Annotated in this window: 13 protein-coding genes; all 13 read right to left on the minus strand. The window is 70.2% G+C overall.

Annotated features, from left to right (window positions below; all coding sequences use genetic code 11):
- Positions 1–380 precede the first annotated feature (380 nt).
- Entirely contained in the window at positions 381–1,280 is a 900-nt protein-coding gene (locus VFZ20_RS19625; RefSeq protein WP_329685631.1) for a DUF72 domain-containing protein, read from the minus strand.
- A 131-nt stretch (positions 1,281–1,411) separates the two neighbouring features.
- Positions 1,412–1,603: a hypothetical protein gene (locus tag VFZ20_RS19630; protein ID WP_329685632.1), complete on the minus strand. Its 192-nt coding sequence runs from the start codon at positions 1,601–1,603 to the stop codon at positions 1,412–1,414.
- A complete protein-coding gene (locus tag VFZ20_RS19635) occupies positions 1,603–1,971 on the minus strand; it encodes a PIN domain-containing protein (protein WP_329685633.1) in 369 nt (122 codons plus the stop codon). Before VFZ20_RS19635 ends, VFZ20_RS19630 begins: the two co-directional genes overlap by 1 nt.
- The gene (locus VFZ20_RS19640) at positions 1,972–2,373 is read right to left on the minus strand and encodes a hypothetical protein (protein ID WP_329685634.1); all 402 of its coding nucleotides are present in this window, start codon (positions 2,371–2,373) and stop codon (positions 1,972–1,974) included.
- 288 nt (positions 2,374–2,661) lie between these two features.
- Positions 2,662–4,770, minus strand: coding sequence for an elongation factor G (fusA, locus tag VFZ20_RS19645; RefSeq protein WP_329685635.1), 2,109 nt, complete (start codon positions 4,768–4,770; stop codon positions 2,662–2,664).
- Positions 4,771–5,184: 414 nt separating this feature from the next.
- Positions 5,185–5,745 (minus strand): hypothetical protein, encoded by a 561-nt coding sequence (locus VFZ20_RS19650; RefSeq protein WP_329685636.1) that lies wholly within the window; start codon positions 5,743–5,745, stop codon positions 5,185–5,187.
- Between the two features lie 103 nt (positions 5,746–5,848).
- The gene (locus VFZ20_RS19655; protein ID WP_329685637.1) at positions 5,849–6,253 is read right to left on the minus strand and encodes a VOC family protein; all 405 of its coding nucleotides are present in this window, start codon (positions 6,251–6,253) and stop codon (positions 5,849–5,851) included.
- Positions 6,250–6,747: a hypothetical protein gene (locus VFZ20_RS19660; protein ID WP_329685638.1), complete on the minus strand. Its 498-nt coding sequence runs from the start codon at positions 6,745–6,747 to the stop codon at positions 6,250–6,252. The genes VFZ20_RS19655 and VFZ20_RS19660 overlap by 4 nt, the downstream gene beginning before the upstream one ends.
- Before the next feature lie 112 nt (positions 6,748–6,859).
- The gene (locus VFZ20_RS19665) at positions 6,860–10,525 is read right to left on the minus strand and encodes a hypothetical protein (RefSeq protein ID WP_329685639.1); all 3,666 of its coding nucleotides are present in this window, start codon (positions 10,523–10,525) and stop codon (positions 6,860–6,862) included.
- Positions 10,522–11,424 (minus strand): ABC transporter ATP-binding protein, encoded by a 903-nt coding sequence (locus VFZ20_RS19670; protein ID WP_329685640.1) that lies wholly within the window; start codon positions 11,422–11,424, stop codon positions 10,522–10,524. The genes VFZ20_RS19665 and VFZ20_RS19670 overlap by 4 nt, the downstream gene beginning before the upstream one ends.
- Before the next feature lie 9 nt (positions 11,425–11,433).
- A complete protein-coding gene (locus VFZ20_RS19675) occupies positions 11,434–11,853 on the minus strand; it encodes a hypothetical protein (protein WP_329685641.1) in 420 nt (139 codons plus the stop codon).
- A 65-nt stretch (positions 11,854–11,918) separates the two neighbouring features.
- Positions 11,919–13,331 (minus strand): permease prefix domain 1-containing protein, encoded by a 1,413-nt coding sequence (locus VFZ20_RS19680; protein WP_329685642.1) that lies wholly within the window; start codon positions 13,329–13,331, stop codon positions 11,919–11,921.
- A gap of 2 nt (positions 13,332–13,333) precedes the next feature.
- Complete coding sequence (locus VFZ20_RS19685; protein WP_329685643.1) at positions 13,334–13,714, minus strand: PadR family transcriptional regulator; 381 nt, start codon at positions 13,712–13,714, stop codon at positions 13,334–13,336.
- Between the last annotated feature and the right edge of the window lie 364 nt (positions 13,715–14,078).

A 14,078-nucleotide genomic window follows, 5' to 3' on the forward strand; every position in this document is an offset into this window, starting at 1 on the left:
GGCGACCTCTGACGGACAGCGGATCGACGGATGATGACGAAGCGGGAGGCGCCCATCGCGCCTCCCGCTCTGCTTTCCCCGAATAGGGAGGAGAGCTCCTCCCCCATTCCTCGCCCACACGCGTCATCCTGAGGAGCCGCCGCGTGATCCTGACCACGCCGTGATCCCTGGCGGCGACGAAGGATCTTGCCCGCGAAGCCCCGGGGCGCCCCTCGTGCACGGAATCTACCTCCGAGTCTCGCACACAAGATCCTTCGGTCGCGCCAAAGTCCTGCGTGCGTTCACGTTGCTCGAGGCGCTCCCTCAGGATGACGCATCGCGACAGGAGGCAATGCTGTGAGCGCCTGCTCGGTTGCTCTCGCACTCCCGCACTCCCGCACTCACGCACTTTCTTTCAGCCGCTCCGCGAGGCGGATCGCGTCGAACGGGGCGTGCACCTTGGCGTCGTTGTCGAAGTAGACGTACACGTCGCGGCCGGCCTTGCGGTCGGCGGCGGGCGGAAGGACGCAGGTGGCGTCAGATGCCGCGCAGCCCCGGCGCCACGCGCGGATGCGCGCGGCCCACCAGTCCAGCTGCGCGTCCGTGTATCCGCTGGCGTACAGCTGCTCGGCACCGTGCAGGCGCACGTACACCCAACTGGCCGTCAGGTCTTCGGCGTAGGGCCAGCGGCCCGCCGTGTCGGCAAAGACGAGCGCCGCGTCATGGGCGCGCAGCAGGTCCAGGAAGCGCTCCGTGAGAAAGCCTGGGTGCCGGATCTCGAACGCGTGCCGGATGGGTCCCTCGTGCTCCGCGTCCGTCCACGCGCGCCCCAGCAGCCGGTCGTCGTGGCCGTGGGCAATGCGCGCGGCGTCCTCGTGCGTCCGGGGCAGAACGCTGAGAAAGTGCGCGAACTTCTCCTCGTTGAACTGCATCCGCTCGGGGAACTGCCACAGGATGGGACCCAGCTTGTCGGCCAGCCGCAGCACGCCGGACGCAAAGAAGTTGGCGAGCGCCGTCTCCGCATTCCTGAGCTTGAGCATGTGCGTGATGAACCGGCTGCCCTTGACCGCGAAGACGAAGTCCGCCGGCGTCTCCTCGTACCACTTGCGGTAGCTGGTGGGCCGCTGGAGCGAGTAAAAGGACCCGTTGATCTCGCACGAATCCATCTTTTGCCCCACAAACTCCAGCTCGCGCCGGCGCGCCAGCCCCTCGGGGTAGAACACGCCGCGCCACCCCGCGTACGTCCATCCCGAGATGCCCACGTACGTGCGGCCGCCGGCCGGGGTCCGTTTGCGCGCCATCTTCGAAGACGGTACGAAGGTACGTGTCGGCGATGCCGCTCCGGGTGCGCGGTGTACGCAAGGACAAAACCGCGGCGGATCGCCCTCCTGCGATCCGCCGCGGTTTCGTTGACCTCGTCGTGCCGGTACGCTCAGGGGATGACGATGCGGCCGTCGCGGAACCACGCGGCCGCCGTGAACAGGTGTGCGACGATGACCCGTGCGTCCGCCGTGGAGTGGATCGCGACCCGCTCCGGCTCGCGCACGTCCGCCCGGTACGAAACAAAGTCCTTGAAGTTGCTCGTGACGACGAGGTCCGCTCTCCCCGCGAGTGCGACCTCCATCACGTGCGCATCCTCCACGTCCAACAGCGGCACGATCCCCCCGCCCAGCAGCAGGTGCGGCCCGTCGGCGGGCCCAGCCGCGCGAACTGCGCGACGGCGGACACCGCGGCCTCCACGGCTTCGGGAGAAAGGGGAAACCGGCTGTGCAGCACGCGGCGCAGCGTGTTCAGCATGGGCCAGGAGATCACGAGTTGCATCTCGCCCAGGGCGCTGTCTCCCCGGCGCACGGCGTTCAGGACGACCTGCGAGGCGGTGCCGGTGCGACCCCGCGCGTCCGCGAAGATGGCCGCGCACAGCACGTTGATGTCGATGCACACCCGCCACACCCGTCCCCGCCCGCCCGCGGGCACCTCCCGCGCGGGCGCCATTCAGCCGCCCTTTCGCGTCCTCGCGCGGGACGGGCGCGAAGGAGCAGGCGCCTGTCCACCGCCCGCGACTAGGCGGGCGGCCTCGTCCAGCATCTCGTCCTCGGTTTCCGGACCGGGACCACCCTGCTCACGCAGCTCGCGGCCCAGCTGCCCGACGGCGACCTCGTACTGCGCGTTCAGGAGCATACGGGTGATGCGGCGCATCACCTGCCCGACGTCGTCGGGGGTGCCGAGCGCCTGCACGTGCCTGAGCGCCGCGTGGGCCTCGGGGGGCAGGCGCAGGTAAAACGCGAGCGCCGCCGCCGCGATCTGGGACGGGCTCCTGTCTTCCACGCGCGCGAGGTGCTCCAGAAGCTGGGCCGTCTCGCCGCTCGCGTGCATGGAGATGGTCTTGCCGGGCATGGCCGCTCCCATCGTCAGGGGTTCTATAGAAACTATAGAACCCACGGGAGTTCGTCCAGTCACGGCGCGAAGTCGGTTCAGTCTCATGCTCTCCTCCCGCACGGGTTTCATCGGTGCCGGCGCAGGATAACGACGTCCGTCCGAATGCGCCAAATTGTATAAAATCACCAAATCCGCCACCGTGCGAACAGCATTTCTCCTTTCTCCATGCGGCAAAAACGCTTCGGCCCCGCTCCGGAAAACATCCGAAGCGGGGCCGAATTTCAGCGGAGCGCCCTCCGGGGCTGGCTAGCGGGCGGCGGCGAGCTCCTCGCGCTCCTTCTTCGCGGCCTCCACGAGCTTTTGCACCTCGTGCGCGGGGACCTCCTCGTACGCGTGGAAGACCCGCGCGTGCGTGGCGCGGCCCTGGGTGAGCGAGCGCAGCGACGTGCTGTACTTGTACAGCTCCGCCTGCGGCACCAGCGCCCGCACCCGCTGGTTGCGCCCCACCGGCTCAATGCCCAGGATCTGCCCGCGGCGCTGGTTCAGGTCGCCGATCACGTCACCCAGGAAGTCCTCGGGCGTGAAGACGTCCACCTGCATCACGGGCTCCAGGATCACCGGGTGCGCCTTTTCGGCCGCCTGCTGAAAGGCGATGGAGCCGGCCATCTTGAACGCCTGCTCGCTGCTGTCCACCGTGTGGTAGCTGCCGAAGTACACCTCGGCCTCGAAGTCCACCACGGGGAACCCGGCCAGCACGCCGCGCGCGGCCGCCTCCTGCACGCCCTTGTCCACGGCGGGGATGAACTTGCCCGGGATCACGCCGCCCACGATGGCGTCCGTGAACCGGTAGCCGCCGCCGCGGTCCAGCGGCTTGATGCGCACGTGCGCGTCGCCGAACTGGCCGCGCCCGCCCGTCTGCTTCTTGTGGCGACCCTGCGCCTCGGCCACGGCGCGGAACGTCTCGCGGTAGGGAATGCGTGGCGCCTTGACCACCACCTCCACGCCGTTCTTGCGCTTGAGCCGCTCCAACTGCACCTCCAGGTGCAGCTCACCCAGGCCGCGGGCAATGGTCTGCCCCAGCTCCGGCACGTACTCGCTCGTAAAGCAGGGGTCTTCCTCGTGCAGCTTGTGCAGGCCTACGGCCAGCTTGTCTTCCTCGCCGCGGGTGGCGGGCTCCACGGCCACGGCGATGTCGGGCTCGGGAAACTGCACGCCGGCCAGCACCAGCGGGTGCCCGGGCGAGCTGAGCGAGTCGTTGGTGTGCGTGTCCTTGAGCTTGGCCACCACGCCGATGTCGCCCGCGCGCAGCTGGTCCGTCTCCATCCGCTCGCGGCCCTGCGGCACGGACAGGTGCGCCAGCTTCTCGCTCTTTTCGCGCGTGGCGTTGAGCACCTCGGCGCCGTTGCTCACGCTGCCGCCCATGATGCGAAAGAACGACAGCTCGCCCACGTGCGGCTCGCTCGTGGTCTTGAAGACGAGCGCGGCGAACGGGTCGCTGTTCAGGCTGCGCAGCTCCACCACCGTGTCGCCGCGGCCCTGCGCCAGCTCCGCCGGCCGCTCCTGCGGCGACGGGATGAGCTCCACCAGCTTGCTCAGCAGGGCGCGGCAGCCCCAGGTGCGAGTGGGCGCGCCGCAGAACACGGGCACCAGGTCGCCCCGCTGCATGGCCTGCTTGAGCGCGTGCAGGGCCTCGTCGCGGGTGATGGTGTCGCCTTCCAGGTAGTGCTCCAGCAGCGTGTCGTCGGTGCTGGCGATGGTCTCGATGAGGTCGTCGTAGTAGCGGTCCACCAGCGCCTGCAGCTCGGGAGGGATGTCGTCCTCCTCGTACTCCCCCGTCTGCGTGTTCTCGTGGTAGTAGTGGACCTTGTCGCTGAAGAGGTTCACGATGCCGCGGAACGAGTCGCCGGCGCCGATGGGCACCTCCACGGGGATGGCCTTGGCCGTCAGGTGCTCGCGCACGTCCTGGTACACGCGCCCGAAGTCGGCGTTGGGCTTGTCCATCGACGACACGAACAGGATGGACGGCAGCCCGCGCTCCTGCACCAGGTCCCACACCCGCTCCGTCCCCACCTCCACCCCGTTCACCGCCGAGAGGCAGACGATGGCGCCGTCGCCCACGCGGATGCCGGCGCGCGTCTCGCCCTGGAAGTCCAGGTAGCCCGGGGTGTCGATGAAGTTGATCTTGCTGTCCATCCACACCGCGTGCGCCACCGACACGTTCATGCTGATGCCGTGGCCCGTCTCCTCGGGCGTGTACATGGTGAGGGCGGTTCCGTCATCCACCGATCCCTGTCGTCGCGAGGTGCCGCTGGTGTAGCAGCACGCGTCGACCAGGGTGGTCTTTCCCGATCCGCCGTGTCCCACGACGACGACGTTGCGGATGCGGTCCGTTGTGAATGAGGGGGCTGACGCCATACGCACCTCCTGGCAAAGGGGAGGGGTGGAGGAGGCTGCCCGTTCCATACGCGGGCGGCTATGGTCACGTTTGCGTCACCGCTCCGTGACCGTCAAGGGTTTCCTCCGGCGCAAACGGATATCGCGGAGCGCGCCCCACGGGCGGCACCCGACGTGTGGGAGAAACCCCTTGTGTCTGCGTGGCGTTTCGACTGGCGGGTGGGGGTGATGCAAGAAGGGTGCGGCGAAGACGGCCGCGGCGGGGATGGAAACGGCGGGGACAGGTTACAGGGGACAGCCGGCAACGGCGTTCGCTTGGTGCAGAGCGGCGCGGGTCGGCATCCCGCGCGGGCCTGCTCGACCTGCGCTTCGGTGGATGACGTGCGCCTGGGCAGCGGGCACCCGCGGGGGCGGGGTGCCCGCTGCCGTCCGTCCTCAGCGCTGGGCCACGCGGGAGCGGGGCGTCGTCCAGGCCGATCCCACGTCGCCCGCCGTCAGGGCATCCGCGCCGCCTCCGCCGCTCAGCCGGCCGGGGCCGCCGCCGGACAGCCGTTCCGCGCGCTGGGCCAGCCACATCGACGCCCCCGCCGCCACCCCGCCGAACAGCGCCGATAGCGAGCCGTTGGTGAGCAGGTTCTCCAGCGGCAGGAACGAATCGCCGGAAAGCAGCCGGGCCACGGTCATGAACGCCGGCACGAACAGGCCCGCGGCCAGCCCGCCGCCCACACCGAAGCGCATCCAGCTGATCTCCGAAAGCCGCCGCCCCCGGTACAGCAGCCCGATGGCGAGCGAGAACGCGCCTCCCGTGATGGCGCCCATCACGCCGAACCGCGCGCCGACGAGGGGCGCGTCGATCAGCATGGCACCCTCCGGCGCGAGGCCGGTGATGACCATGCCGGCCATCACCGCGCACGCCGTCGCGGCCCAGCAGGCGCCCCAGACCACGGCGTTCCCGACCGCGCCCCGCAGGCGCCGGATGATGTTGTCAGTGCTCATGGATCGGACTCCCGTGACTTCCTGTTTCGGTGAACCGGCCGAGCAGCGCCATCGCCGCTCGCGAAGTACTTTGCATTGCAAAGCATATACCCGCAAGCCGGGATCACGTCGGGCGATCCGGCTCGGCATCCAGCGCGCTGATGGTGACGTAGTAGCCGTCCGGGTCACGCAGCGAGAACTCCATCGTCCCCGTGTTCGGGTTTCGATGCGGCTCCTCGTCGAGCCGGGGGACGAGCGCGCGGGCCCGCACCAGGGTCGCCTCGTAATCATCCACGCGAAAGAACTGCAGCAGCCCGTTGCCCGGCGGGGCCGCGTCCGGGCTCGCCAGCGACGGATGCTCGTGCGCGCCCCACGCGTGCAGGCACAGGAGGACGGTCCCGTCCGCGTCCACGATCTGCCCGAAGTGGTCGTGGGCCGGATGCACGTCCGCGTGGCCGAAGAGCGACTGGTACCAGCGAAAGCTCGCCGGAACGTCGCGGACGCCGATGATGGTCCACGTGCGCTTCATCGCATCTCTCCGTTCATCCCCCAGGGTCGAAGCCGCTCCAGCTCCGCGATCATCCGGGCGCAGGGCCACAGAAGCACGGCGCCCCCGATCCCGAAGCTGCAATCGATCAGCCGCCAGTAGAACGGGATCTCCCGCACCGCGCCCGCAATGAGCGCCAGCGGGATGACCCCGGCGCACGCGATCAGCCCGAACGTGACCACCCAGCGGTTGCGCACGGGATCGCGCAGCGGGCCCACGAACGCCACGGCGATCACCAGGTGCGCGAACGCCAGCCAATCCGTCCCGTACGCCAGGAAGGGATACCGGTCGTTCGTCGCGACGAGCGCGTCGCGCACGGTGACGAGCCACCGCAGCACGCCGCCGACGTCCCCGGGCCGCGTCTCGGGACCGGCGCCGAGCAGGCCCGTCAGCCAGCGGAGCTCCGTCACCAGCGGAAAGGCCGTCACGCCGCTGACGACCAGGCCGGCGATGAACAGCAGGAGCAACCCTCGCACCCGGCGTTCAAGCGGTTCCGTTCGCGTCATCCAGGCCTGTCGGTATCCAGGGCACGAGGATGAAGGATGCGGAACGACGGACGCTCCTCATCAACCGGAACGTGGCGGTCCCTCATCGCCCGATCTCCACTTTTTCCACGTTGTCGAAGCGCTCCAGGTCGATGAGCACCACGTAGGGGTCGATGCCGGCGTCGGACGGCTTCTTCGGCACCGTCACCGTGATCGTCTGCTCGCCGGAGCGGATGCGGTGCGGCCGCAGGTACAGCGCCTGCCCAAAGTCCGCGCCCTGCGTCTCCGTGGGGGCAAAGACGCCGATGGGGATCCACTCGTCCATCGGCACCTCCGTCTCCACGCCGGCCGGGTCCACCGTCACCTTGCGCGCCTTGACCCGCAGCGTCACCTGCCACGCGCCGCCGGCGATCTGATGGGCCGTTGTGCGCTCCGTCTGCAGCCTCCAGAAGGTGTTCGCGGCGAACAGGTCGTGCAGCAGGGGCCGCAGCGAGTCCGGCGTGACCGCCCGCAGCTCGCGGTACAGGTCCAGCGACGTGGCCCCGCTGGAACGGTGCTTTTCCATCAGCCGCCGGAACGCCAGGTCCACGCGGTCGCGGCCCATGTGCTCGCTCATGGCGTACAGCGCGAAGGGGCCCTTTCGGTACGCCGCGTACGGGTCCAGCGCGCGCAGCAGCGGCTGGGACTGGCGGATGGGCGGGATGGGCGCCGGCTGGCGAAAGAATCGCAGCAGCCGCCGCAGGTGCTCGCGCCCGTACGTCTCCTCCAGCGCGCCCATGGCCGCGTACCACGCGAAGCTCTCGGAAAGGAGCGGCGCGCCCTCGGCGAAGACGTAGGGCACGCCCCACTCGTGCGCCATCTCGTGCGACACCACGCCGAACGGCATGTCCAGCCCACGCCCATCCGGGTCCGGCCGGTAGCGGGAGAACCCTTCCGTGAAGTCGATGGTCCCGGGCTCCGCGTGCGCGCCGATGCCCGTGCCGGGGTTCTCCACCAGCCGCAGCAGGCGCCCGTGCGGGTACGGCCCGTACGCGCGGGTGTAGTAGGCGAGCGACGCGCGCACGCCGCGGAGCATTCGCCCCACGCTGGCCGCGTGCTCCGGATGATGGTAGACCTGGATGATCACGGGCTGCCCCGTGCCCGCCGGCGGCGTCCACGTCTCCTCGTGCACGGCGTACGCGGCGGAGAAGATGGCGTACTCGGAGCCGATGGGCGCGTCCGTGGCGTAGTGGAACCAGCGGCGCCCGCCCTCCGTCCACGCGCGGCGCAGCATCCCGGGCGCCACGGCCGTCTGGCCCGCGTCCGTGCCCACGACCGCCTCGAAGGCGATGCGCTCGGGGCCGTCCGTGCCCGCCTCGCCCGTGACGTCGCGATCGCCCTCCGCGTCGGCCAGCGTGGGGATCATGGGCCGCGCGGGAAGCCCGTACGCGCGCCGGTCGCCGGGCTTGAAGAGCTCGCGCCCCGCCAGGTAGCCGACGCTGGGAAGCCAGTCCTGGCTGCGGAAATACGTGCTCTTTTCCGTCACGCCGATCAGGTCCACGCCGCCGTTGCGAAAGCCGCGCGGCCGCACGCGCACGCGAAAGCGGACTCGCACCGACTCGCCGGGCCGCAGCGGCTGCTCCAGCGCGAACACGTAGTACCAGAGCGCGGTGTCCGCCACGACGCGCCGCGCCGGCCGGTCCAGCGCCAGCCCGTCGGTGTCGATGCCGGGCGCCGTGGACAGGTGGATGGCGTCGATGGGCGCCGCCGTGCGGTTCACCAGCGTGTACGTGCCGCGGATATCCGCCGCGCGCCGGCCGGGATGCAGCTCCACGCGCAGGCCCACGCCCGCCAGCCGGGGCTGGGGGATGTTCTCGTACTTCCCGTAGCGCCGCTCGTACTCGGCCTGCCGCTCCATGAGGTCCGCGGAGGTGCGGTACGGGTTCAGCACGTTGGTGTTGTAGAAGATGAACCCGCCCAGCCCCAGCACGAGCCCCGCCGCCAGGGCCGCGGCCCGCATCGTCGGCCGCGTGAATCGGCCGCGCGCCAGGCGCAGCCGCGCGCGGGGACGGGTCTCCAGCCCCCGCATCCACAGCAGCCGCGCCACGACGGCCAGCAGCACGGCCCACGCGGCCCAGTACGCCTTGAACCACGCCCACGGCCCCAGCGACGGCCCGAACCCGCGCAGGTCCGAGTAGGTCCAGCCCGGCGACGAGCCGTAGACCAGCAGGTGGTGCCGCAGCCCCAGCCGCGGCGCGAAGAGGATGAGCGCGAAGGCGATGAGCGCCGCCACGTGTCCCAGGTACTTCTGGTTGATCAGCCCCTGGAGGGTCAGCGCGAGGAGGGCAAAGAGCAGGTACTCCGGCAGCTGCAGCCCGAACAGCACCTTCAGATAGAGACCGACTTCGAACTGCCGGTAGCCCAGCCCCAGCTGCACGAGGATGCCGACCGTCATCAGCACGAGCATCCACACGGCCAGGATCCCGGCCAGCCCCAGGAACTTGCCCAGGAACGGCACCCACTCCGGCACGGGCGCCGCGTCCGTGATCTCGCCCAGGCCGGCCTCCCGCTCCCGCCAGACGAGCTCGCCGGCCCAGAGGATCGTCAGCACGGGGATGATCACCCACTGGCTCATGGGCCGGGTGAGCGGCGCCGTGAGGAACGTGAGCACGTACTCCGTCCGCGGGAGCAGCGGCGTGCCCATGTTCTCCATGAAGTCCGGCAGCACCATGAACGTCACGACGGCGATCGGCGCCAGGATGACCAGCCCGCCGCGGCTGCGGGCCAATGTGCGGAACGACGTCCGCGCGATGGCCAGCATCTGCCGCACGCGCGTCGTGAAGCCGAACGTCTGCCGGACGGCGGGGACGGAGATGGGGCTCGTGGCGATGCCGCCGGCCGCCGGCGTGGGCGCGTGCGCCTCGCGAACGTCCGCCCCGCGCCGGCCGAATGGGCGCGCGACGCGGCTCCACAGCGGGCGCACGGTGATGTGCTCCGCGCGGAAGCGCGCGTAGGTGAACGCCAGCGTCGCCGCGGCCACGCCCGTCCACAGCAGCCGGCTGCGGAGCAGCGGGCCTTCCAGCCGCACCAGGCGCGTGGCCTTTTCCAGCGGCGTCCACCCCATGGTGACGTCGGAGGTGATGTAGATGTGGCCAAAGACGTCCAGCATCGCCGCCAGGTCCGGCCGCTCCAGGAAGTACAGGATGGCGATGATTCCGCCGTACGCCACGAACAGCAGCAGCACGCTCCCCACGTAGCTCGCCATGGACCGGCGGCCGAGCGTGGCCCACGCGAACTGCACCGCCGTGCCGATAAACGCGCTGGGCAGCGCGAAGAAGCCGTAGGCCGTGAGGTACGCCGCGGGCCGGAACGGGCCGATCATCGCGGGGTCCACGCCGGGCTCGAAAACGGCCAGCGTCACACCCAGGGGCACGGCCAGCAGCACCAGCGCGTGGAGGAGGAAGGCGGCCAGGAACCGTCCGCCCAGGTGCTCGATCTTGCGGACGGGCGCCGTGTAGGTAAGGGGGTGCATCCCCGTCTCCACGTCGCGCGCCGCCATCTCGCCCGTGATGCCCGCGGCCGTCATCAGCCAGAACAGGCAGCAGAAGACGGTGACGGACGCGATGACGTACGGCGAGTTGGCGTAGAAGTCGGTGAAGGTGGCGTCGGCCAGGACGTCCTGCCGCACGAAGAGGAACGAGACGATCACCAGCAGCACGAACGGAATCCACGTCGCCAGCCGGCGCGCCTGGTAGCGAAGCTCGAAGCGGCAGATGCCCAGCAGCTTCATGCCCCGGCCTCCGCCCGCGCCCGCCGGCCGATGTGCCCCGCCATGGTGCTGAAGTACACGTCCTCCAGGTCCGGCTCGGCGGGCTCCCAGCCGGGGCCGGGCGCCGTGTCGGCGTGGACGTGCACGCGCGTGCGGCCGGCCAGCATCCGGGTGGAGATCACCGCGTGCGCGCGCTCCACCTCCGCCAGCGCGCGCTTGTCGATGACCGTGCGCCAGATGTGCCCCCGCATCCGTTCGATGGCGCCCAGCGGCTCCGCCTCCAGCAGGATCTCGCCGCGGTCGATGATGGCCATCCGCGTGCACAGCTCGCTCACGTCCTCCACGATGTGCGTGGAAAGGATGACGGCGCTGTTCTCGCCCAGCTCGCCCAGCAGGTTCAGGAACCGCACGCGCTCCGCCGGGTCCAGCCCGGCCGTGGGCTCATCCACGATCAGCAGCCGCGGGTTGCCCAGCAGCGCCACCGCCACGCCGAAGCGCTGCCGCATGCCGCCCGAGTATCCCCCCAGCTTTTGCCGGCGCACCTCCCACAGGTTGGTCTGCCGGAGGAGCGCCTCGACCACGTCCTTTCGCTCGCCCTTGCGCGCGATGCCCTTGAGCAGCGCGAAGTGGTCCAGCAGCTCCTCCGCGCTCACCTTGGGATACACGCCGAACTCCTGGGGCAGGTAGCCCAGCGTCTGCCGCAGCCGGTCCTTTTCGTGGACCACGTCGATGTCGCCCAGGCGGATGGTGCCCGCGTCCGGCTCCTGCAGCGTGGCCAGGATGCGCATGAGCGTGGACTTGCCCGCCCCGTTGGGCCCCAGCAGGCCGTACATCCCCGCCGGGATGGTGAGCGTCACGTCCCGCAGCGCCTGCACGCCGTTGGGATACGCCTTGGAGATGCCGCGAATCTGCAGTTCCATGGATCGCGGTCAGTCCCAGTGGAGGCCCAGGACGGCGAGCACCACGCGGGCGACGCCCAGCAGCACCGTGAGCAACGTGGGCATCAGTGCCAGCCCCACGGAGAAGGTGAGCCCCATGCGGTACAGCGCCGGGCCGGCCGGCAGCACGCCGCGCCCCCAGATCCGCGAGATCAGCAGCTCCGCCGCGGGACCCAGGCAGTAGCACAGGTTGGCCACCCCGCCAAAGACGGCCGCCACGATCAGGGCCTGCGGGAACATCGACTCGCCGCCCATCACCAGGTTGGCGATGCCGACGGCGCCCAGCGAAACCAGCCCCGCCGCGCCGACGGACGCGTTGTAGGCCAGGCGCCGGCGCTCCCACCAGGCGACGATGGCGGGCGCCCGGCGAGGGGCAGGGGCGGGGAACAGGAACTCGGCCAGTGCGTTCATCGTCGTGACTCCCTCTGGATTACCGAGCGTGCCGATCTCGTGATGGTGAATGCCGCGGATCCCGTTCATCGGAACCCGAACAGCAGCGGAAAGACAAAGGCGACCACGGCGGCCCACCCGGCCAGCACGTACAGGTAGGTCGTCTGCCAGTCGAGCAGGCGCGAAAAGGGCACGCGGCCGCGCAGGAACCGCGCGTAGAGCACGGCCGATCCGGCCAGGTTGCCCAGCAGCACCACGTTCTCGCCCAGGGCGGCCACGCGGTTGGGCGTGAAGCCGAAGTCCGAGATGCGGCTGCCCACGGCCCACAGGGCCAGCAGGTCCACGACGAGCGCCGTGCCCACGAGCGTGAGCTGGACCCCGTCGTTCAGCCCGGGCCGGGCCTGGGGATCGCGCGCGGAGAAGGAGTACAGCAGCAGCGCGAAGACGACGACCAGCAGCAGGTCGAAGACGATGAGGATCTCCCGCTGGGGGTCGATCCCCTGTCCCGTGGCCACCATCGTCACCATGAAGGCCAGGAACAGCAGGGCGAAGAGCGGCGAGAAGATGCGCGTGAGCACGGGCGCCATGTTCTCGATCACGCTCTGCTTGGCCTCCACGAGCCACGACGCCACGACGGTGGCGCCCGCGAACCCGCAGGGCATGATCCAGCGGCTCACCAGGAACGTCGCGTCCACGCCGATGGCCTGGAACAGGGCGAACGTCATCGCGATGAGCACGCCCCCGCCCAGCGCGATGAGCACAAAGTAGATGAACAGCTCGCCCGTGAAGCGGACGAAGTCCATCCGCCGCTCGTTGCCGTGCCAGCGCCCGCCCACGTACGCCACGCCCACGGCCAGCCACAGGGCGATGGGCAGGTGCAGGATGGTGAGCGTGAGCGTGTCGGCCTCGGGGAACAGGCGGTAGGGGAACGCGTTGACGATCACGGCCGCCACGACGAAGACGGCCCCCAGCGCCAAGCGGCCCCGTGTGGCCAGCGGCCGCTCCCACGCGAAGTACGCGGCGATGAACGGGAGGGTGAAGAACGCGAGGTTCAGCGGGTAGAACGCGCCGTCCAGCGGACCTTCCTCCATGGGGAACGGCATGCCGAACAGACCGGGGAGCTTGATGGCGATCCCCGCCGCCACGGCCAGGATCAGCGCCACCCACATCTTCCGCGACCCCAACCCCGTCTCCCGCTCCGCCCTGCCCTCCCACGCGTCGCCCGCGAGGACGAGCTGCTTCCACAGGCGGTCGGAGTGCTCTCGGGCGAACTCGCGCGTGAGGGCGTCGATGGCGCCCATGCGCTTGACGGCCACCAGGAACGCCTCGTCCTCGGAGAGACCGTCGGCGCCCAGGGACGCGATCTGCTCGCGGAGGTGGTCCTCCAGCTCCGCCGTGTCCGGGCCGGAGATCGCGCGGCTGCGGCGCAGGTGCGCGCGCCACGCGTCGATCTGCTGCTCCAGGGAATCCGCCGTGGCGGCGTCAGGGTTCCGGTTCATGCTCAACCGCGCTGGGAAAGGAAGATGGAATCCAGGATCAGAACGCTGATGATCGCCAGCGCCGGCCACACGTTGCGGAGCGCCCGGTCCACCGTGCTCCACTGGCGACGCTCCTCCGCCAGCTGCGCGCGGCCGGCGTCGGTGATCCGGTAGTACTTTCGCCGCCGGCCCGTCTCCGCCTGGTCCCAGCGGGCCTCCACGAGCCCGGAGCGCTCCAGGCGGTGCAGCACCGGGTAGAGCATCCCGTCCGTCCACTCCAGCGCGCCGGCGGAGAGCTCGCGGACGCGCTTGAGGATGGCGTAGCCGTAGCTGTCGCCTTCGGCCAGGATGGCCAGCACCAGCGGCGTGGACGACGCCGCCACGAGGTCCTTGTTGATGCTCATCGCGCGGGCGAGCGTCCCCGGCGGGGATCGCCCGGATCGCGAGATGCGCTCACAGTGAAGGCGCGCGGAGCATGCATAGAGGCGGTATACATAGCACTACAATGTATCACAAACGCACGGCCGTCAAGTACTCTGTTTCGTAAAGCGAACGTACACGATCGTGCCTCCAGCCAGCCTCTCGCCGTGGAAGCACGTCGCAAGCGGTGCTGGCGCGTGCTTCCGGCGAAGTGCTTTGCATGATAAAGCAGAGAGGCACGGAGCGCAAGTTCCCGGGCTAGGACGCGGATGGTTCGTGCATTCAGGGACGGTTCGCCTCCGGGCGAGGGCCCCCTCCCCCCCGCCCCCCTGCCCCCGCTTCGCGGGG

The sequence above is a fragment of the Longimicrobium sp. genome (assembly GCF_036280135.1).
Taxonomy (GTDB): Bacteria; Gemmatimonadota; Gemmatimonadetes; order Longimicrobiales; family Longimicrobiaceae; genus Longimicrobium.